This is a genomic window from Mesorhizobium sp. RCAM 06353, assembly GCF_059683585.1.
The window spans coordinates 6,456,262-6,475,949 of the sequence record NZ_CM185031.1 but is presented as its reverse complement, the minus strand read 5'-3'; the positions used below and the strand labels follow the sequence as shown (position 1 = coordinate 6,475,949).

The following is a 19,688-nucleotide window of genomic DNA, read 5'->3' as shown; positions in this document are numbered from 1 at the left end:
CTCGCTGGACCGCAGGCCGAGCTTTCGCGCCTGCGGTCAATCCAGCCCAAAGGGTTTCCCTGTGACATTGGCACCGAATGCAACGTCTCCCATCAGCCATATCGTGACCATGAGCGTGGATAAAAATCAGCCCGGTCGATCCGCCTGGAAAGCTGTCACCACGCCCTTTCGGGCCGTGTCGCGCCCTCTCTCCATCACGCTCAGCGTCCTGGTCTGGGGCGCGGTGATCGGCGGCTGGTTCGCCTTGACCTATTCCGGAGCGGTCAAGGAAATGTTCCTGCCGCGCCCCGAATCCGTGTTGTCCACCACCATCAGCATGGCGCTTGACGGGTCGTTGTGGGAGCACGTGCTCGCCAGTGTCCAGGTGGTGCTGATCGGTTTCGTCATTTCGAGCATCGTGGCGGTGCCGCTCGGATTGACGATGGGCACCTACCGCATCGTCCAGGCCGCGCTCGACCCGCTCGTCAATTTCATCCGCTATCTGCCGGTAACGTCCTTCGTGCCGCTGTTCATCCTGTGGATCGGCATCGGCATCGAGCAGCGCGTCGCCGTCATCATCTTCGGCATCTTCTTCCAGCAGCTGGTGATGATCGCCGACAGCGCCCGCGGTGTTCAGCGCGACCTCGTCAACGCAGCCTACACGCTCGGCACGAAACGCGGCGACACGGTCTTCCACATCGTCTTTCCGGCCACGCTGCCGAACGTGCTCGACGTGCTGCGCGTCACCATGGGCTGGGCCTGGACCTATCTCGTCGTTGCCGAACTCGTCGCCGCGCGCAGCGGACTTGGCTACATCTCGCTCAAGGCGATGCGCGGCTTCCAGGTCGACGTGATCTTCATGGCCATAGCCATGATCGGCATCCTTGGTCTTTGCACCGACCAATTGTTCCGGGGTATCCGTCGCCTCGTCGCTCCCTGGGCCAATTGAGGAGTTCGCTGACATGGACGCCCTGACACTCGCGACGAAACCGAAGAGTTCCGACATCGCCATCGACAATGTTGTCCTGCGCTACGGCAAGGGCGACAATGCCGTACTGGCGCTGGACGGCATCTCCTTCCATGTCGTGCCCAATGAGTTCTGCGTGATCGTCGGTCCATCCGGCTGCGGCAAATCGAGCCTGCTCTATCTCATCGCAGGCCTCGAGGAGCGCACCGGCGGTATGATCTCTGTCGGCGGCAAGCCGGTTACCGAGCCGGGCCCGGATCGCGGCATGGTGTTTCAGGCCTACACGCTGTTCCCCTGGCTGACGGTGGCGCAGAACGTCGAATACGGTCCCAAGCGCAAGGGCATGTCGGCGGCCGAGCGCAAGGCCATCGTCGAGCATTTCCTCCACGAGGTCGGCCTGGCGAAATTCGCCAACCATTATCCCTCGCAGCTGTCGGGCGGCATGAAGCAGCGCGTGGCGATTGCCCGCGCGCTCGCCAACGATCCGCAGGTGCTGCTGATGGACGAACCCTTCGGCGCGCTCGACAGCCAGACCCGCCACTCAATGCAGAAGCTTCTCTTGAGGATCTGGGACCATTCCAAGAAAACGGTCCTGTTCGTCACGCACGACATTGACGAGGCGATCCTGCTGGCGGACCGGGTGCTCGTCATGTCCGGCCGGCCCGGCCAGATCAAGAAGGAAATCCGCGTCAGCCTCCCGCGTCCGCGTAGCATGGACCTGGTCATGGAGCCGAACTTCATCGCCATGAAGCGGGAAATCCTCGAGCTCTTGAAGAACGACGAAGACGATGAGCACTAATGCATGTCGCCCAAAAGTGACCCTCGGTTTTGGGAAGACGACATGCCTGAAACGAAGACCGGCATGAGCATCGCGACCGCGGAATTCGACTATATCGTCATCGGCGCGGGCTCGGCCGGTTGTGTTCTGGCCAACAGGCTGAGCGCCAACCCCGCCAACCTCGTCTGCCTGATCGAGGCCGGCGGCAGCGACGACCGCACCAGGGTGCGCGTGCCGGCCGGCATTCTCTCGCTCTACGGCAATCCGGCTTTCGACTACGGATACAAGGGCGTGCCGCAGCCGCAGCTCAACAACCGCCGCATACCGGTCAACCGGGGCAAGCTTCTTGGCGGGTCGAGTTCGATCAATTCGATGGTCTATATCCGCGGCGCCGCCCAGGACTACGATGAGTGGGCGGCACTCGGCTGCGCGGGCTGGTCCTATGCCGACGTCCTGTCGGTGTTCAAGAAGCTGGAGCTGAACCTCCTGTCGCAGAACCCGGCCTATCATGGCTTCGAGGGCGAACTGCTGGTCGACAATCCGCGGGATCCCAACGGCGTATCCCACCTGTGGGTAGAGGCGGGCCGGAGCATAGGCCTGCCCGAAAACAGCGACTTCAACGGCAATGGCCAACTCGGCCTCGGCATCTACAACGTCACCCAGAACAAGGGGGAACGGTTCTCGGCCTACGCCGCCTTCGTCCGGCCGGTTCTCGGCCGTCCGAACCTCGAGGTCCTGTCAGGTGTCGAGGTGCTTGATCTGGCAGTCGAAAGCGGGCACGTCGCCGGCGTTAATGTGATCAAGGACGGATCGGCCCAAAGGCTGACATGCCGCGCCGAAATCGTGCTCAGCGCGGGCGCGATCGGATCGCCGCGCATCCTGCTTGCTTCCGGCATTGGCCCGGCCGACGAACTGAAGGCGGCGGGGGTGGAACCGGTCATGAACGTACCGGGCGTCGGGAAGAATTTGCGCGACCATGTCGACGGCATGATCACCGTGCGGTCGAAGAGCACCAGGACGCTCGGCCTGTCGCTCGCCAATCTGCCGGCAATGCTGGCCGCACCCTTTCAGTATTTCGTCCGGCGCAAGGGCATGCTGACGACCAATTACGTCGAGGCCGGCGGCTTCGCCAAGACGAAATATGCCGGCGATATTCCCGATGTCCAATTCCACTTTGTTCCGGGCTACCGCAGCCATCGCGGCCGGCTTGTCGAATATGGCCATGGCTATGCCGTGCACACCTGCGTGCTGAGACCCGGAAGCGTCGGCGAAATCACGCTCGAGCGCGACGGCACCCGCCGCAACGTGCTGATCGATCACCGCTTCTTCAGTGACGGGCAGGATGCACTGACCCTTGTCGAAGGCATCAAGCTGGCGCGCTCGATCCTGGCTTCGCCGGTCTTTGCCGATATTCGCGGACCGGAAATCCTGCCTGGACCCGATGTTGTCACCGATGACGAGATCCTCGCCTATTTGCGAGCCGAGGCGCTCACCGTCTATCACCCGGTCGGCACGGCCAAGATGGGCACCGACACCATGGCGGTGGTCGATCCAGCCGGCCTCAAGGTGCGCGGCTTCGACAATCTGCGCGTGGCGGACGCCTCGATCATGCCGACGCTGATTGGCGGCAACACCAATGCGCCGTCCATGATGATCGGCGAAAAAGCGGCGAGGGCGATGCTGTCCTAGTCTCGCCTTGGCCAGTATTCTGGGCATTTAGGGACAAGCTAACCACTGCCACGTCAAATCGTAATTTTCGCTAATCAGTCCCTCCAGTACACCAGCGATCTGACCTCCTCGCATCCGCAGAAACTCTTGGGGGGAAAGGACGCAGAAATGTCGGTGGAAAAAATAGACACGCTTGTCGTCGGCGGTGGCCAGGCGGGAGTGGCTATGTCTGAGCATCTGAGCAAATGCGGCGTGCCGCATCTCGTTCTCGAGCGTGGCCGGATCGCCGAGCGCTGGCGTTCGCAGCGATGGGACTCGCTCGTTGCCAATGGCCCGGCCTGGCATGACCGTTTCCCGGGCATGGAATTTCCCGTGACGGGTCCCGACGGCTTTCCCTCCAAGGAGGAGGTTGCCGACTATTTCGCCGCCTATGCAAGGCAGATCAATGCGCCGATCCGCTGCGGTGTCGAGGTCAAGCTCGCGCAAAGAAATGTCGGACGGCCCGGGTTCCGTGTCGAGACATCGGCTGGGGTGATCGAAGCCAACAGCATCGTCGCAGCGACCGGACCGTTCCAGATCCCCGTCATCCCCGCCCTTGTCCCCAGCGATGCCGGCATTCCGCAGATTCATTCCAGCGCGTACCGCAACCCCGGACAATTGCCAAAGGGTGCGGTGTTGGTGGTCGGGGCGGGATCGTCAGGTGTGCAGATTGCAGATGAGCTTCAGCGCTCGGGGCGGCGCGTCTACCTCTCGGTCGGCGCGCACGACCGCCCGCCGCGCGCCTATCGCGGGCGCGATTTCTGCTGGTGGCTTGGCGTTCTCGGCAAATGGGATCTTGAAACTCCAGGGCCTGGCACGGAGCATGTCACGATTGCGGTGAGCGGCGCGCGTGGCGGCGAAACGATTGATTTCCGTCGGCTGGCCGCTCAGGGGCTTACCCTGGTCGGCATGACCAAGACATATCAGGACGGCGTGCTGACCTTTGCGCCCGATCTGGCAAAAAACATTGCCCGCGGTGACGCCAACCTGATGTCGCTGCTGGACGAGGCCGACGCCTATGTCGCCCGCAACGGCCTCGACCTTCCAGAGGAGCCCACGGCCCGTCGCATCGACCCGGATCCGGACTGCCTGACCAACCCGCTCCTTGAACTCGATTTGGCTGAAGCCGGGATAGCGGCGATCATCTGGGCGACAGGCTTTGCCGTCGATTACAGCTGGTTGAAGGTCGATGCTTTTGACGAGAAGGGCCGGCCAAGGCATCAGCGCGGCGTCTCTGTCGAGCCTGGACTCTATTTTCTGGGCTTGCCTTGGCAGTCGCGAAGAGGGTCGAGTTTCATCTGGGGTGTCTGGCATGATGCCAAGCATGTCGCGGACCGTATTTCGACGCAGCGCAAATATCTGGCCTACCATGCTGCAGCACGGCGCGAGACAGTGGATGCCTGACCGACGCTGACAACAGCTGCGAGACCGACCTTATGGAGACCAGGATGGCGCATACGAGAATCCGCAAATTCAACACCAAGGACACCTATCCAGAGCAGAAACTCGACAATGATCTGTGCCAGGCGGTCGTCACGCGGGGTGGCCGGACGGTCTATCTGCGTGGCCAGTGTCCGCAGGATCTCGACACCGCCAAGAACATCGACAGCCACGATCCGGCCGAGCAGACGCACAAGGTGATGCAGAACATCAGGCAGCTCATCGAGGAGTGCGGCGGCACCATGGAGCATCTGGTCAAGGTGGTCGTCTACATCACCGACGTGCGCCATCGCGAGGCGGTCTACCGCACCATGGGCGAGTACATCAAAGGCGTGCATCCCGTTTCGACCGGCCTCGTCGTGCAGGCCCTGGCACGGCCGGACTGGCTGGTCGAGATCGACGGCACTGCCGTAATCCCGGACTGACAATCATGACATTTTCCATTGTCGCGCGGTGCAGCCGCACCGGCATGTTCGGCGTCGCGGTGTCCTCCTCCTCTCCGGCGGTGGCGGCGCGTTGCGCCTATGCGCAAGCGGGCGTCGGGGCTGTCGCCAGCCAGAACGTCACCGATCCGACGCTCGGCATAAGGGGGCTCGAACTGCTGGCGCGGGGTGCCTCGGCCGCCGAGGCGGTCGCCATCCTGAAGCGCACCGGCGCCTACAGCGAATATCGTCAGGTGCTGGCTGTCGATGCCGCTGGGACCACGGCGATCCATTCCGGGCCCAAGGCGCTCGGCATCTGGGCGGAAGCGCGTGCGGACAATGTCGCCTGCGGCGGCAACATGCTGGCCCATGATGGCGTGCCGCAAGCCATGGTCGAGGCCTTCCTCGCCTCGGAAGGCCATCTCGGCGACCGCCTGATCGCGACCATGCGCGCCGCGCTGAAGGCGGGTGGCGAGGCGGGTCCGGTGCATTCGGCTGGAATGAAGCTGGTGCGCGAGGTCGCCTGGCCCGTCGCGGACCTGCGCTGCGACTGGACCGACGACTGCCCGATCGAGGAACTGGCAGCCTTGTGGGATCGCTACAAGCCGCAACTCGATGCCTATGTGACCCGCGCGATCAATCCGTCCGACGCGCCGAGCTACGGCGTGCCGGGCGACGAGTAGCCAGGACGCGAGTAGCCGGCATACAGGGGGAGGCATCCGCATGAGCGAACTCAGTCACAAGGACTGGATCGGCAAGGCATCCGCGATCCGTTTTCGCGACAAGGCGTTCATCGACGGCAAGACGGTTGCCGCGCGTTCGGGCCGAACTTTCGCCAGCATCAATCCGGCCACCGGTGAAACGCTGGCCGAGGTGGCGTCCTGCGGCGAGGAAGATATCGATCTGGCAGTCACCGCCGCGCGCCGCAGTTTCGTGGCCGGTGTCTGGTCACGCACGAGCCCGGCGCACCGCAAGGAGGTGTTACTTAGGCTGGCGCGGCTGCTGCGCGAAAACCTGCAGGAGCTTGCCCTGCTCGAGTCGCTCGACATGGGCAAGCTGGTCACGGATGCGGCGACTGTCGACGTCCCGGGCTCGGCGGCGATCTTCCAGTGGTATGGCGAGGCCATCGACAAGATCTACGACGAAGTGGCGCCGACCGGCGCAAGCGATCTGGTATTGGTGCGGCGCGAGCCGCTCGGCGTCATCGGCGCCGTGGTGCCATGGAATTTCCCGCTCGACATGGCGACCTGGAAGTGCGCGCCGGCGTTGGCGGCGGGCAATTCGGTGGTGCTGAAGCCCGCGGAGCAGTCGCCTTTCTCGGCGCTCAGGCTGGCGGAACTCGCCATGGAGGCGGGCCTGCCCCCCGGTGTGCTCAACGTCGTGCCAGGCCTTGGCGAAACGGCGGGGCAGGCGCTCGGCCGCCACATGGATGTCGATTGCCTTGCCTTCACCGGATCGACCTCGGTCGGCAAGATGTTCCTGCAATATTCCGGTCAGTCGAACATGAAGCAGGTCTGGCTCGAAACCGGCGGCAAGAGCCCGAACCTTGTCTTCGCCGATTGCGGCGATCTCGATGCGGCGGCCGACATGGCCGCCTTCGGCATCTTCTTCAACCAGGGCGAGGTCTGTTCGGCCAATTCGCGCCTGCTCGTTGAACGCTCCATCAAGGATGCCTTCGTGGAGAAACTGGCTGAGCGTGCGTCGGCCACCCAGCCTGGGGATCCGCTCGACCCGGCCTCGAAAATGGGCGCCATGGTCGATGCCCGCCACACCGCCAACGTCATGCGCTTCGTCGAGGCCGGCAAGAAGACCGCGCGCCTGGTCGCCGGCGGCGATCGCATCACGATCAACGGTCGCGGCAGCTTCATACAACCCACCATCTTCGACAATGTCGCCCATGACGATCCGATTGCCAGGGAGGAGATATTCGGGCCGGTACTCTCGGTCATCGCCTTCGATGACGAAGAGGAGGCTGTCCGCATCGCCAATGACAGCCCATACGGGCTGGCCGCATCGCTCTGGACCGACAGTCTTTCGCGCGCGCACCGCGTCGCCGGCCGGCTCCGCGCCGGCACGGTTTCCGTCAACACGGTCGATGCGCTGAGCCCGATGACGCCGTTCGGCGGGATCAAGCAATCGGGCTTCGGCCGCGACCTGTCGCTGCATGCGCTGGACAAGTACACCGCGCTGAAAACGACATGGATCAAATACTGACGCAAAGCGATCGCTTGATCGCAGCGCCCAAACCGGCAACATAGAAGCCCATGCCGTTACGCTTCACGCTCAGACAACTGGAATATTTCGTCGCCGTCGGCGAAGCCGGTTCCATTACCAAGGCGGCTGAGCAGGTCAATGTTTCGCCGCCTTCGATCTCGGCGTCGATAGCGCAACTCGAGGCCGAATTCGGCGTCCAGCTTTTTGTCCGCAAGCACTCGCATGGCCTGTCGCTCACGGCCGGCGGGCGCGTTTTCCTCAAGGAAGCCGCCAGGCTGCTTGCCGACGCCGACGCTCTGCACGATATCGCCGGCGACATTGCCGAGAAGGTGCGTGGGCCGCTGGCGGTCGGATGCCTGCTGACCTTCGCGCAGATCGTCATGCCGACCCTGCGCATGAAGTTCGAGCGCGCCTATCCCGAGGTGCGGTTCCGGCAGTTCGAGCGCAACCAGGGGCAACTGCTCGAAATGCTGCAGCGGGGCGAAATCGACGCAGCACTCACCTACGATCTCGAACTGTCGCAGGACACGACGTTCGAACCGCTGATGCTCGTGCCGGCCTATGTCATGCTGCCGCAGGGGCACCGCTTCGCCGGCAAGGCATCGATCACGACGGAAGAACTGGCCGATGAGCCGATGGTGCTGCTCGATCTGCCCTACAGCCGCGAATATTTCCTCTCAGCCTTTCAGTCGCGGGGTATCAGGCCGAACATTGCCGAGCGCACCGGCGACATCGCGGTGATGCGGTCGATGGTCGCCAACGGCTTCGGCTATGGCATCGCCAACATGCGGCCGCTCAACACGCTGGCGCCAGACGGCAAGCCGCTGGTCTTCGTGCCTCTGGCGGGGGATTTGCGGCCTCTGACCATGGGGGTCGCCTTGCCCAACGCCGAGCACCGCACGCAGACGGTGCAGGCATTCATCGATCATTGCCGCCGTTTCGTCGTCGAACAGGGCGTGTTCGGCAGTGGGCGGGTCGTAGAATAGCAGCGAACTTTATCACGCCACCTGAAGCCGGTGATCGGCAAGCCGCCGCAGCAGATTGTCCAGCATGCCGTCGCAACGACGCATCTGTTCGACGCTGACGAATTCGTCCGGCCTGTGCCCTTGCGCCATTGAGCCCGGCCCGCACACGATGGTCGGCGTGCCGAGGTCGCGGCTGAACAATCCACCTTCGGTGCCGAAGGCAACCTTGATGGTGTCATTGGCGCCGGTCAGCGACTTCACGAAGGCCACAGCCTGCGAATTCGCCGGCGTGTCCAGCCCCGGATAGGTGTTGGTGATATCGATGTCGATGGCCGCCTCCGGCGCGATCGTCGAAGCGGCAGCGGCAATACGCTGCGCCTTGGCGCGCAGCCCATCGAGGATTTGGTCGGGATTGTCAGCCGCGACATTGCGGATCTCGAAATCGAGCTGGCAGAGGTTCGGCACGATGTTGAGCGCCACGCCGGCATTCATCTTGCCGACATGGACGGTCGTGTAGGGAATGTCGTAGTCGCCGTCTCGCGCGCCAGCGCTGGCCAACCGGTCCTGTTCGTGGCGCAGTGCAGCGACGAAGTCGCAGCCGAGATGAATGGCATTGAGTGCCAGGGGAGCGAGCGCCGAATGGCCTTCGCGCCCCCTGCAGATGGCGCGTGCCGCGAGCTTACCCTTATGGCCAGTCGCCACCTGCATATTGGTCGGCTCGCCGACGATGCACAGCAATGGCCGGTGCGGCGCCGTACGCAACATGTCGATCAGGCTGTGCACACCGATGCAGCCGATCTCCTCGTCATAGGAAAGCGCCAGATGCAAGGGCGTTTGCAGGCTCATTTTCGAAGCCTTGAGACAGGCAGCAAGCGCGCAGGCGACGAAGCCCTTCATGTCGGCAGCTCCACGGCCATAGAGCCTGCCGTCGCGCGCGGTCATCTCGAAAGGCGGCAGCGTCCAGTCCTGGCCGTCGATGGGGACGACATCGGTGTGGCCGGACAGCATGACGCCGGGAGCATCGGCCGGCCCGATGGTGGCGAACAGGTTGGCCTTGTGGCCGTCCGCGCTGCGGATCATCTGGCAGGCAACGCCCCGTGCGCCCAGCAGCTCCGTCACGTAACTGACGAGGTCGAGGTTCGAGTCGCGACTAACCGTCGGGAAGGCGATCAGCTTTTCAAGGATCTGGTTGCTGTCCATGCGTCGTGTGTCTCATTGGCCGTGTGCGTTATCTAGCATCGCGCGACCATGCGCTTGAAGTCGCATTTGGCTCAGCCGGGATTCACTCGATGCTAATCCAGGCGGCAGGGGCGGATTAGGCGCGTCCTAATCGGCACAGAAGAAATCTGTAGTTTTCCGGCACGCGCCGCAACTTATGAGTAGGGTCACGGCATCTACCCACCGGGCGGACCGGCTTGCGCCAAAACCATCACAGCGCATGCCGCGATGCGACGCTGGCAGAAAGGAAGCACCATGCGTGATCCACGCTACGACATTCTGTTCGAGCCCGTGAAGATCGGTCCGGTGACCGCCAAGAACCGCTTCTACCAGGTGCCGCATTGCAATGGCGGCGGCTATCGCGATCCCTCCGCTGCGGCCGAGATGCGTCGCATCAAGTCGGAAGGCGGCTGGGGTGTCATCTTCACCGAGCAGACGGAGATGCACCACACCTCGGAGATCACGCCCTTCATCGAACTCAGGCTGTGGGACGACGCCGATATTCCGGCGCTGGCGAAGATGGCCAAGGCCATGCACCAGCATGGCGCGCTGGCCGGCATCCAGCTCGCCTATTCCGGCATCAACGGCCCGAACCTCTACACCAAGGAAGTGCCGCGCGGGCCGTCGGCCTTGCCCATCCGAACCTTCACCAAAGACCCGGTCCAGGCGCGGGCTATGGACAGAGAGGATATACGCGACCTCAGGCGCTGGCACCGCAATGCCTTCAAACGCGCCAAGCTGGCGGGTTTCGACCTGGTCTGTCTCTACGGCGCGCATGGCTTCGGCATCATCCAGCACTTCCTGTCCACCGCCACCAACCAGCGCAGCGACGAATATGGCGGCTCGCTGGAAAACCGCTCGCGGCTGATGCGCGAGCTGATCGAGGAAGGCCGCGACGCCATCGGCGACACCTGCGGCCTGACGCTGCGGCTGTCGCTGGACGAGATGATCGGCGAGCTCGGCTTCGCCAATTCCGAAGTGCGCGACATGATCGAGATGCATGCCGATCTGCCTGACCTCTGGGACCTGGCGCACGGCGCCTGGGAGGACTGCTCGGGGCCGTCGCGCTTCAAGGAGGAGGCAGCGCAGGAGAGCCTGGTCTCCGGCATCAAGTCGCTGACCTCTAGGCCAGTCGTCGGCGTCGGCCGCTTCACCTCGCCGGATGTCATGGTCAGGATGATCAAGTCCGGCACGCTTGATTTCATCGGCTGCGCCCGTCCATCGATCGCCGATCCCTTCCTGCCGAAGAAGGTGGAGGAGGGCCGGATCGAGGACATCCGCGAGTGCATCGGCTGCAACATTTGCATCACCGGCGACATGACCATGTCGATCTCGCGCTGCACGCAGAACCCGACCTTCATGGAAGAATGGCGCAAGGGTTGGCATCCCGAACGCATGCAGGCCAAGGGCGACAGCGACAGCGTGTTGATCGTCGGCGCCGGCCCCGCTGGGCTGGAGGCCGCCCGTGCACTCGGCCTGCGCGGTTATCAGGTGGCCATTGCCGAGGCCGGCACAGAACTCGGCGGCCGCGTCGCGCGCGAATGCCGCCTGCCTGGGCTGTCGGCCTGGGGCCGCGTGCGCGACTATCGCCAGTACCAGCTCAGCCAGATGTCCAATGTCGATGTCTACTTCCAAAGCCGCTTGTCGGCGCAGGACATACTGGCCTTCGGTTTTCAGAACATCGCCCTTGCCACCGGCTCGACATGGCGCCGCGACGGCGTGGCGCGCGCCCATGTCGTGGCGATACCGATCGACCCGGCGATGCCGGTCTACACGCCGGACGATCTGATGGGCGGCAATGTGCCGACCGGCAATGTCGTGCTTTTCGATGACGACCACTACTATATGGGTGGCGTTCTGGCCGAGCTGATGGCGCGCAACGGCGCCAAGGTGACGCTGGTGACGCCGTCCGCCTATGTGTCGGATTGGACCCGCAACACGCTGGAGCAGGGCGCCATCCACCGCCGTCTGGCCGAGCTCGGCGTCGAGATCGTGCTGAACCGGACCGTGACGCGCGTCGTGCCGGGAGGCGTTGCCACCGCCTGCGCCTATACCGGCGCCGAACGCAACATCCCCGCCGATGCGGTGGTGCTGGTGACGTCGCGCCACCAGGACGACGAGGTCTGGCGCGAGCTGAAGGCGCGGCGCGACGAATGGGCCGACAATGGCATTCGCTCGATCAAGGTCATAGGCGATGCAGAGGCGCCAGGCCCGATCGCCTGGGCAACCTATGCCGGCCACCGCTTCGCACGTGAACTGGACGAAGACGATATCGGCGATGCGCTGCCGTTCCGGCGGGAAGTGACGGCTTTGGCGGCGGAGTAGGCGGGACTTGCGCCTGGCAATCATGGTCCTTAGACAGGCGGCCGTGACGTTTGCCGATGGCGGAGAAGAAACAAGATGTCGGACCGGATGAAGACCATCTCCTCGGCCAGGTCGCATGGCGGCGTGCAGGGCGTCTATTCGCACGCTTCGGATGCCTGCGCCTGCGATATGATTTTTGCTGTCTTCGTGCCGCCACAGGCCCGTGAAAAGCCTTGCCCGGTCGTATGGTATCTCTCCGGCCTCACCTGTACTCATGCCAACGTCATGGACAAGGGCGAGTACAGGCGCATGGCCGCCGAGCTTGGCCTGATCATCGTCTGCCCCGACACCAGCCCGCGCGGTGCCGACATTCCCGACGAGAAGGACAATTGGCAGTTCGGCAGTGGCGCCGGTTTCTATGTCGATGCGACCCAAGCGCCTTACGCGAAGAACTATCGCATGTTTTCCTATGTCACCGAGGAATTGCCGGCGTTGATCGCACAGGAATTTCCGGCCGACATGACGCGCCAGGCGATCTTTGGCCACTCGATGGGCGGGCACGGCGCCCTGACGATAGCGCTCAAAAATCCCGAGCGCTTCAAAAGCTGCTCGGCCTTCGCGCCGATCGTGCAGCCAAGCACCGCCGGCTGGTCGCGGCCGGCCCTCGAGAAATATCTCGGCGCGGACGAGACGTCATGGCGGGGTTACGATGCCACCTTGCTCATCGAGGACGGCCGCCGCTTCCCCGAGCTTTTGGTGGATCAGGGGACGTCGGACGGCTTTCTCAAGGACGGGCTGAGGCCCTGGCTTTTGGAAGCGGCCTGCGCCAAGGCCGGCATCCCTCTGACACTGCGCATGCAGGACGGCTACGACCACTCGTATTTCTTCATTTCGACATTCATGGACGACCATCTGCGATGGCACGCCCAAAGACTGTCTGACCCGGTCGTCGGCACCGGGTCACGCTGAAGCAAGGGAATATCCCCGAGCGGGCTAATCCCGAAGCAGGTCGAACATCAGCTTGAAGAAACGGTCTGCGTCGACCTCATGGGCGATACGCGCATTGTCCTTCTCGCCGCGCTCGCTCCAGAAATCGGCGACCGTCGCGCCAAAGGCATAGGTACCTGTGAGATCGACACCGATATGGGCCGGGCGCGTGCGCACCAGCGTCGGGTCGATGGCCAGCGCCAGGGCCAGCGGATCGTGCATGGCGCCGCCCACGCCCATCGAGTTGCGGTGCAGCTTCTCGTAGAACAGCAGCCAGTCGTTGACGAGCTTGCCGAGCGGCGTGTCGATGGTCGCCAGTTCGGCATATTGCGGCGCCTCGATCAGCACCTGCATGGTGACATCGAGGCCGACCATCAAGATCGGCACGCCGCTGTCCAGTACGATCTTCAGCGCCTCCGGATCGCAGAACGCATTGAACTCGGTCGGCGTGATGATCTCGCTCTTGCGGTAGAAGACGCCACCCATCCAGATCAGTTCCTTGATCTTGGGCAGCACGTCGCGATGTTTGAGGATCATCAGGCCGATATTGGACAGCGGGCCAGTGGCGACGACCAGGATCGGTTCCGGGGCGGCGCGCAGCTTGTCGGCCAGGAAATCGACAGCGTGCTGGCCGACCGGCTTGATTGTCGCCTGCGGCAGATAGGGCGAGCCTTCGAGGCCGCTCGGGCCGTCGGCCGTGCCGAGCACCAGCGGCCGTGCCAGCGGACGGTGACAGCCCTGCGCCACAGGCACGTCCCCGGCGCCGATATATTCGAGGATGCGCAGCGCATTGGCGGTGGTCTTCTCGACCTCGGCATTGCCGCAGGTGGTGGTGACGCCGATGAGGTCGATGGCCGGCGAGCGATACGCCATGACCAGCGCGATGGCGTCGTCATGGCCGGGATCGCAGTCGAAGAGGATTGGAGTTGCAATGGTCATTTTATCGGTCCTCACGCCGCTTGTTCGTAGCGCGCGATGGTTTGCTTGAAGATGTTGAGGAAGCGGCGGCCGTCGAGATCGGTGCAGATGCGCGTGGTCTTCGGTCCGCCGCCGGGCAGCAATTGCCGGCCGCGATGGGCAACCGTCTGTCCGCGGGCGAGGCGGCCATCCAGCACGACATCGACGAAGAGCGGTTCGGTCATGGTGGCAAGGCCCGGGTCGAAGGCCAGCGCCACGGTGATGACGTCATCCATCGGGAAGCCGACAAGGTCGAAGAACTCGCGCCAGATGTCGATGTAGATCGGGAAGCTGTCGGCGATCATGTCGAAGACGGGGTTCTTGCGGGCAACGGCCTGCATGTCGGCAATGTCGTCGCGCGTCAGCATCGAGGCGGCGACGCGGTTGTCCTCGCAGATGTCGAGCGGCACCAGGATCTTGTCGACGTCGGCGTTGACCACGATGCGCGACGCCTCCGGATCGGCCCAGATGTTGTATTCCGACAGCGGCGTCATGTTGCCGGGCGTCTGGAAGTTGCCGCCGAGCACCAGGAGCCGCTTGAGCGCGCCCGTCAGGCGTGGCTCCTGCAGCAGCGCCATCGCCGCATTGGTCAGCGGCCCCGTCGTCACCAGCGTGATCTCGCCGGGATTGGCCGTCACCGTCTCGATGATGAAATCGACCGCATGTCCCGGCGTCGCCGGGCGGGATGGCGTCGGCGCCGGTGGGTTGAATTTCTTCAGCCGGTCGCCGAAGCGGGCAACGAGCCGCTTTTCGAAATGCACCGGCGCCTCCATGTCGGCCTTGGAATTGCCGACGATCGGCCGCCAGGCGCCGGCATGCACCGGTATGTCGTCGCGCCCGGCCAGGGTCAGCGTGTTGAGCACGACATTGGTGACCTGCTCGATCGGGCCGGCGGCACCGGTGACGGTGGTGACGCCTTCGAGCCGAACATTCGGGTTCGCCGCGGCAAACAGCACGGCGAGAATATCGTCGCCGGCAGAATCCACGTCGAGGATTATGCGTTCCATGAGAGTTCCTTCACTAGGGATTTTTGTCGACCGGGGCGCTGTTCCTGTCCACCGACAGCAGTTTCTGCATCGACGCCAGCGTCTCCTTGATGATCCTTGGCCGCGCCCGGTAGGACAGCGCGAACAATGCCGTCAATGCGACGACATAGGGCACGGTCAGCACCAGATAGGAGGGGAAACCGAAGGTCTGCAGGCGCAGCGAGAAGGCATCGGCGAAGCCGAACAGCAGGCAACCGGCCAGCACCTTCAGCGGATCGCCATTGGAGAAGATCAGGATCGCCACCGCCATGAAGCCACGGCCCGAAGACATGTTTTCGGTGAACATGGTGATGTAGCCGAGCGACAGATGCGCGCCGGCCAGTCCCGCCAGCAATCCGCACAGCAGCGAGGCGATGTAGCGGACGCGGGTGATCGAGATGCCGAGCGCTTCGGCGGCTTCGGGCTTTTCGCCGACGACGCGGATATAGAGCCCGAGCCGGGTGCGGTTGTAGAACAGCACCAGCAGCGGCACCGCGATGAACGCGACATAGACGATCGGCGTGAAGCCCGAGATCAGCGGCGCCCACGAGCCGAGCAGTGCCTGGGCGCCGGGTATCTGCACCTTGGGCAGGCCGACAATGCCGTGGCCGACGATCGATCCGCGCGTGCCGAAAATGGCTTTCATCAGCGAGATCGTCATGCCGCCGGCAAGGATGTTGAGCGCCAGCCCGACGACCACTTCATTGGCTCGGAACGTCACCACCAGCACGGCAAAGGCGAGCGCGAAGGCAAGGGCCGCGGCGACGCCGCAGGCGACGCCTGCAAATGCCGAACCCGTCCAGATCGAGCCGATGACGGCAAAGAAGGCGCCGGCCAGCATCTGCCCCTCGAGGCCGATGTTGAAGATGCCGGCCTTGGTGGTGAACGACCCGCCAAGCGCGACCAGGAGAATTGGCGCGGTGGTGCGCAGCGTCGCGGCGATCAGCGCGACGTTGATGAGCTTGTCTAGAATTTCCATCGCCGCTCCCCCGCCTGGCTGTCGCCACGGCGTTTGATCAGAACCTGCGCCGAGACGCTGAGGATGATCAGCGCCTGGATCACGGTGATGATTTCGCGCGAGGCGCTGGTGTCGACCTCGAGCAGCAGCGACCCGCTGCGCAGCGCGCCGAAGAACAGTGCCGTGACGATGGTGGCGACCGGCGAGCCATTGGCGAGCAGGGCGGCGATCAGCCCGTCGAAGCCGAAGCCGGGGGCAAAACCCTCCATGAACCGGTGATGCACGCCGAGCGTCTCGACGCCGCCGGCCAGGCCGCCGACGGCGCCTGAAAGCAGCAGCACGACAAAGCCCTGCCGTTTCACGTTGACGCCGCCATATTCGGCGAATTTCGGCGCCGATCCGACCATCGTCACGCCGTAGCCCCAGCTGGTATAGCGGAAGACCAGCGCCACGCCGACCGCCAGCAACAGGCCAATCACCAGCCCCCAGTTCAGCCGCGAGAAGCAAAAGATCTCCGGCAGATAGGCTGTCGCCAGGATCGGCGGCGTCTCCGACCAGCCGCCGGGCCGCTTGAACAGGAAGATGGTGAAATAGGAGGTCAGCAGCACGGCGATGTAGTTCGACAGGATCGTCGAGACGACTTCGTTGGTGTTGTAACGGGCGCGGAAATAGGCGGGAATGGCGACCCAGGCCGCGCCCGCGACGACCGCGAGCGCCAATGCCGCCAGCGTATGAATGCCCGCGGGCAGGGAAAAGCTGAAGCCGACCCAGGCTGCGGCGAACCCGCCGAGGAACAGCTGGCCCTCGATGCCGACATTGAACATGCCGCCGCGCAGGCCGATGCAGGCCGCGACGCCGCAGATCAGGATCGGCGTCGTCTGCAGCAGGGTGCCGGCAATCTTTTCCTGGTCGCCAAAGGCGCCGCGCAGCAGCGTCATCAAGACACGCCCCGGGCTTTCGCCGACCAGGAGAATGATGATTGCCCCCAGCAGCAAGGCTACGCCTACGGCGATGATCTGGCCGGAAAAGGCGCGCAAACGGTCGCTCATCATGCGGGCTCCAGCTGCGGCGTAACACCCGCCATCATCATGCCGATCCTGTCTTCGTCGGCATCGTCGCCGGCGACTTCGCCCATGATCCGCCCATTGAACATCACCAGGATGCGGTCGGCGAGCGCCGCCAGCTCGTCAAGCTGCACGGAAATCAAGAGGATGGCACGGCCGGCCGCGCGCTGGCGCATGATCTCGTCATGGATGGCTTCCTGGGCGCCGATATCGACGCCGCGCGTCGGCTGATCGATCAGCAGGAAGTCGGCGCCATTGGTGAATTCGCGCGCCAGCACGACCTTCTGGATGTTGCCGCCCGAAAGCCGCTTGACGGCGTCGTCCGCTCCTTGCGCGCGGATATCGAAGCTCTTGATCAGCGCGCCGGCATTTCCGGCAATCGCCTTCCAGTCGAGCACGCCATTGCGGCTCCACGGCGCGCGATGCTGGCGGCCCATCAGCGTGTTCGCCGCGATCGACGCATTGCGATCGACGCCGCGCACCATGCGGTCGCCCGGAACATGGGCAAGGCCCGCCTCGCGTATTGCGGCGGTGGAGAGCGTGGTGAGGTCCTGGCCCTTCAGCCGGGCCTCGCCATGGCTTGCCGGCCGCAGGCCCGAAAGCACTTCCGCCAGTTCCGTCTGCCCATTGCCGGCGACGCCCGCAATCCCCACCACCTCGCCGGAGCGGACAGTGAAATTGGCATTGCGAAGAGCCGGCAAGCGGCGATCATCACGCGCCCACAAATCCTTGACCTCAAGGATCACGTCACCCTGCAGCGTCGCGCGCGGCCGCCGGTCGAAACTGACGTCGCGGCCGACCATCATGCGCACCAGCTCGTCCTTGTTGAGTTGCGATGTCGGGCGGGTCGCAACCTTGCGGCCGTTGCGCAGCACCGTCACCGTGTCGGACACCTCCATCACCTCTTCCAGATGATGCGAGATGAAGATCACCGTCATGCCCTCGGCGACGAAGCTGCGCAGCGTCAGGAACAGTTCGCGGCTTTCCTGCGGCGTCAGCACGGCGGTCGGCTCGTCGAGGATGATGGTGCGGGCGCCACGCACCAGCACTTTCAGGATTTCGATGCGTTGCTCGATGCCGACCGAGAGCAGCCCGACGCGCTCGGTTGGATCGACATGCAGCCCGAAGCGCTTCGACAGTTCCTGTGTGCGCGCGATCTGCGCGGCATGGTCGATCAGCCCATGACGGCGGATTTCCATGCCGAGAAAGACATTGTCGGCGACCGAGAGCGAGGGAACCAGCTTGAAATGCTGGTGCACCATGCCGAGCCCCGCCTTGATGGCGGCGGCCGGGTCGGCGACCACCGTCGCCTCGCCATTCAGCCGGATCGAGCCTTCGTCGGGCTGCAGCAGGCCAAACAGGATATTCATCAGCGTCGTCTTGCCGGCGCCGTTTTCGCCGATAATGGCGTGGATCTCGCCCCGGCGCACGGCAAGATCGATGCCGTCATTGGCAATGAAGGCGCCAAAACGCTTGGTGATAGCCGTCAGCTCGACGGCCATCGCGGCAGTGTTGTGGAGGGTCGGGGACCCCGGCGCGTTCGACACCATTGCTCTCGCAGATTGGGGCTCTCGCAGATTGCGAGCTCTTGAAGATTGGACACTGATCCGCCGCGGCAAGCCGCGGCGGATCAGTGTAGCGCTTTCTTGGGAGGGATGCGCTGTTGCTGGCTTACTTTGCCTTGGCGATCACGATCTTGCCGTCGAGGATGCCCTTCTTGATCTCGTCCAGCTTGGTCGTCACGTCGGCCGGGATCTTCGGCGCGATGTCGTCGCAGACTTTGAACTCGACGCCGCCCGAGGCCAGGTCGAAGGTGCGGGTGCCGGCGGCGACCTTGTTGCCGCCGACCTCGTCCTTGATCAGCGTGTAGACGGCGATATCGCCGCGCTTCAGCATGCTGCCGAGCACATTTCCAGGCGCCGTGCCGCACATGTCGATATCGACGCCGATCGAGTATTTGTCGGCGGCGGCACTCGCCTGCATCACGCCTTCACCGGTTGGGCCGGCGACGTTGTAGACGATGTCGGAGCCCTGGCCGTATAGCGCCTGGGCAAGCTCGCTGCCCTTAGCTGGGTCATCGAAGGTCCCGGCAAACACCGAGTTCACCTTGACATCGGGCGCGGCGTATTTGGCGCCTTGCTCGTAGCCGCCGAGGAAGTTGCGGATCACCGGGATGTCGCGGCCGCCGACGAAGCCGATTGCCTTGCCGTCGCCGATCTTGGGAAATTCGCTGCCCTTGGCCTCGATCATGCTGGCCAGCGCGCCGGCGACGAAGGAGCCCTGTTCTTCGGCGAAGTTGGCGTAGATCATCTTGGGATTGTCGAGCACGCCATCGATGAAGACGAAGCGCTGGTCGGGGTATTCCTTGCTGACCTTCTGCAGCGAATCCACCAGCTCCCAACCCATCACGAAGATGAGGTCGTACTGTTTGCCCTTGGCGAGGTTTTCGAACTGCTCCTCATAGTCCAGCGCGCGATTGCCGGTGTCGACCAGCTTGAGGTCGATGCCGAAATCGGTCTTGGCCTTGTTGAGGCCGTTGACGATCGAAACGCCAAAACCCTGGGCAAAATATCCCGAGATGGCGGCCACCGAAACCTTGGCCTGTGCGGCGGCCGATCCCAACGAAACGGCCAGCATCGTGCCGGCCAGAAACAAACTCTTGAGCGCCCTTGTCATGTTATTCCCCTTCAGCTTTTTTCAGCT

The 19,688-nt window shown here is 63.9% G+C and carries 17 protein-coding genes; 10 read left to right on the top strand and 7 right to left on the bottom strand.

Annotated features, from left to right (window positions below):
• Positions 1 to 109: 109 nt before the first annotated feature.
• From AC56QX_RS31375 to AC56QX_RS31340, 8 genes are all read left to right on the top strand, one after another.
• Positions 110 to 928: an ABC transporter permease gene (locus tag AC56QX_RS31375; protein ID WP_497112427.1), complete on the top strand. Its 819-nt coding sequence runs from the start codon at positions 110 to 112 to the stop codon at positions 926 to 928.
• Positions 929 to 941: 13 nt separating this feature from the next.
• Positions 942 to 1,745, top strand: a complete 804-nt coding sequence (locus AC56QX_RS31370; protein ID WP_497112426.1) for an ABC transporter ATP-binding protein — start codon at positions 942 to 944, stop codon at positions 1,743 to 1,745.
• Between the two features lie 63 nt (positions 1,746 to 1,808).
• The gene (locus AC56QX_RS31365; RefSeq protein ID WP_497117985.1) at positions 1,809 to 3,413 is read left to right on the top strand and encodes a GMC family oxidoreductase; all 1,605 of its coding nucleotides are present in this window, start codon (positions 1,809 to 1,811) and stop codon (positions 3,411 to 3,413) included.
• Positions 3,414 to 3,560: 147 nt separating this feature from the next.
• A complete protein-coding gene (locus AC56QX_RS31360) occupies positions 3,561 to 4,835 on the top strand; it encodes a flavin-containing monooxygenase (RefSeq protein WP_497112425.1) in 1,275 nt (424 codons plus the stop codon).
• Between the two features lie 44 nt (positions 4,836 to 4,879).
• Positions 4,880 to 5,296, top strand: coding sequence for a RidA family protein (locus tag AC56QX_RS31355; RefSeq protein ID WP_112394870.1), 417 nt, complete (start codon positions 4,880 to 4,882; stop codon positions 5,294 to 5,296).
• Positions 5,297 to 5,301: 5 nt separating this feature from the next.
• A complete protein-coding gene (locus tag AC56QX_RS31350; protein ID WP_497112424.1) occupies positions 5,302 to 5,976 on the top strand; it encodes a DUF1028 domain-containing protein in 675 nt (224 codons plus the stop codon).
• A gap of 40 nt (positions 5,977 to 6,016) precedes the next feature.
• On the top strand, positions 6,017 to 7,507 hold the full coding sequence (locus AC56QX_RS31345) for an aldehyde dehydrogenase (protein WP_497112423.1): 1,491 nt from the start codon (positions 6,017 to 6,019) through the stop codon (positions 7,505 to 7,507).
• 50 nt (positions 7,508 to 7,557) lie between these two features.
• Positions 7,558 to 8,493, top strand: a complete 936-nt coding sequence (locus AC56QX_RS31340; protein WP_006335304.1) for a LysR family transcriptional regulator — start codon at positions 7,558 to 7,560, stop codon at positions 8,491 to 8,493.
• Between the two features lie 12 nt (positions 8,494 to 8,505).
• On the opposite strand, the gene argE is transcribed toward AC56QX_RS31340, so the two are convergent.
• A complete protein-coding gene (argE, locus tag AC56QX_RS31335) occupies positions 8,506 to 9,672 on the bottom strand; it encodes an acetylornithine deacetylase (RefSeq protein ID WP_497112422.1) in 1,167 nt (388 codons plus the stop codon).
• Between the two features lie 273 nt (positions 9,673 to 9,945).
• Here argE and AC56QX_RS31330 point away from each other — a divergent pair, with 273 nt between their 5' ends.
• Entirely contained in the window at positions 9,946 to 12,015 is a 2,070-nt protein-coding gene (locus AC56QX_RS31330) for an oxidoreductase (RefSeq protein WP_497112421.1), read from the top strand.
• A gap of 75 nt (positions 12,016 to 12,090) precedes the next feature.
• Positions 12,091 to 12,963: an S-formylglutathione hydrolase gene (gene fghA, locus AC56QX_RS31325; RefSeq protein ID WP_497112420.1), complete on the top strand. Its 873-nt coding sequence runs from the start codon at positions 12,091 to 12,093 to the stop codon at positions 12,961 to 12,963.
• Between the two features lie 24 nt (positions 12,964 to 12,987).
• On the opposite strand, the gene AC56QX_RS31320 is transcribed toward fghA, so the two are convergent.
• The 6 genes from AC56QX_RS31320 to AC56QX_RS31295 form a co-directional block, all read right to left on the bottom strand.
• Complete coding sequence (locus AC56QX_RS31320; protein ID WP_497112419.1) at positions 12,988 to 13,920, bottom strand: nucleoside hydrolase; 933 nt, start codon at positions 13,918 to 13,920, stop codon at positions 12,988 to 12,990.
• Positions 13,921 to 13,931: 11 nt separating this feature from the next.
• A complete protein-coding gene (locus tag AC56QX_RS31315) occupies positions 13,932 to 14,945 on the bottom strand; it encodes a nucleoside hydrolase (RefSeq protein WP_497112418.1) in 1,014 nt (337 codons plus the stop codon).
• 13 nt (positions 14,946 to 14,958) lie between these two features.
• Positions 14,959 to 15,942 carry an ABC transporter permease gene (locus AC56QX_RS31310; RefSeq protein ID WP_497112417.1) on the bottom strand — a complete coding sequence of 328 codons (984 nt, stop codon included), beginning with the start codon at positions 15,940 to 15,942 and terminating at the stop codon, positions 14,959 to 14,961.
• Complete coding sequence (locus AC56QX_RS31305) at positions 15,930 to 16,970, bottom strand: ABC transporter permease (RefSeq protein WP_497112416.1); 1,041 nt, start codon at positions 16,968 to 16,970, stop codon at positions 15,930 to 15,932. The genes AC56QX_RS31310 and AC56QX_RS31305 overlap by 13 nt, the downstream gene beginning before the upstream one ends.
• A complete protein-coding gene (locus AC56QX_RS31300) occupies positions 16,970 to 18,535 on the bottom strand; it encodes an ABC transporter ATP-binding protein (RefSeq protein WP_497112415.1) in 1,566 nt (521 codons plus the stop codon). Before AC56QX_RS31300 ends, AC56QX_RS31305 begins: the two co-directional genes overlap by 1 nt.
• Positions 18,536 to 18,656: 121 nt before the next feature.
• Positions 18,657 to 19,661 (bottom strand): BMP family lipoprotein, encoded by a 1,005-nt coding sequence (locus AC56QX_RS31295; RefSeq protein WP_497112414.1) that lies wholly within the window; start codon positions 19,659 to 19,661, stop codon positions 18,657 to 18,659.
• Positions 19,662 to 19,688: the final 27 nt, after the last annotated feature.

Bases quoted from the DNA above. Each gene is read 5' to 3' on its own strand.
- AC56QX_RS31330 (WP_497112421.1), top strand. From the start codon at position 9,946: ATGCGTGATCCACGCTACGACATTCTGTTCGAGCCCGTGAAGATCGGT.
- AC56QX_RS31310 (WP_497112417.1), bottom strand. From the start codon at position 15,942: ATGGAAATTCTAGACAAGCTCATCAACGTCGCGCTGATCGCCGCGACG.
- AC56QX_RS31295 (WP_497112414.1), bottom strand. From the start codon at position 19,661: ATGACAAGGGCGCTCAAGAGTTTGTTTCTGGCCGGCACGATGCTGGCC.
- AC56QX_RS31320 (WP_497112419.1), bottom strand. From the start codon at position 13,920: ATGACCATTGCAACTCCAATCCTCTTCGACTGCGATCCCGGCCATGAC.
- argE (WP_497112422.1), bottom strand. From the start codon at position 9,672: ATGGACAGCAACCAGATCCTTGAAAAGCTGATCGCCTTCCCGACGGTT.
- AC56QX_RS31370 (WP_497112426.1), top strand. From the start codon at position 942: ATGGACGCCCTGACACTCGCGACGAAACCGAAGAGTTCCGACATCGCC.
- AC56QX_RS31365 (WP_497117985.1), top strand. From the start codon at position 1,809: ATGAGCATCGCGACCGCGGAATTCGACTATATCGTCATCGGCGCGGGC.
- AC56QX_RS31360 (WP_497112425.1), top strand. From the start codon at position 3,561: ATGTCGGTGGAAAAAATAGACACGCTTGTCGTCGGCGGTGGCCAGGCG.
- AC56QX_RS31305 (WP_497112416.1), bottom strand. From the start codon at position 16,970: ATGAGCGACCGTTTGCGCGCCTTTTCCGGCCAGATCATCGCCGTAGGC.
- AC56QX_RS31355 (WP_112394870.1), top strand. From the start codon at position 4,880: ATGGCGCATACGAGAATCCGCAAATTCAACACCAAGGACACCTATCCA.
- fghA (WP_497112420.1), top strand. From the start codon at position 12,091: ATGTCGGACCGGATGAAGACCATCTCCTCGGCCAGGTCGCATGGCGGC.
- AC56QX_RS31345 (WP_497112423.1), top strand. From the start codon at position 6,017: ATGAGCGAACTCAGTCACAAGGACTGGATCGGCAAGGCATCCGCGATC.
- AC56QX_RS31300 (WP_497112415.1), bottom strand. From the start codon at position 18,535: ATGGTGTCGAACGCGCCGGGGTCCCCGACCCTCCACAACACTGCCGCG.
- AC56QX_RS31375 (WP_497112427.1), top strand. From the start codon at position 110: ATGAGCGTGGATAAAAATCAGCCCGGTCGATCCGCCTGGAAAGCTGTC.
- AC56QX_RS31315 (WP_497112418.1), bottom strand. From the start codon at position 14,945: ATGGAACGCATAATCCTCGACGTGGATTCTGCCGGCGACGATATTCTC.
- AC56QX_RS31340 (WP_006335304.1), top strand. From the start codon at position 7,558: ATGCCGTTACGCTTCACGCTCAGACAACTGGAATATTTCGTCGCCGTC.
- AC56QX_RS31350 (WP_497112424.1), top strand. From the start codon at position 5,302: ATGACATTTTCCATTGTCGCGCGGTGCAGCCGCACCGGCATGTTCGGC.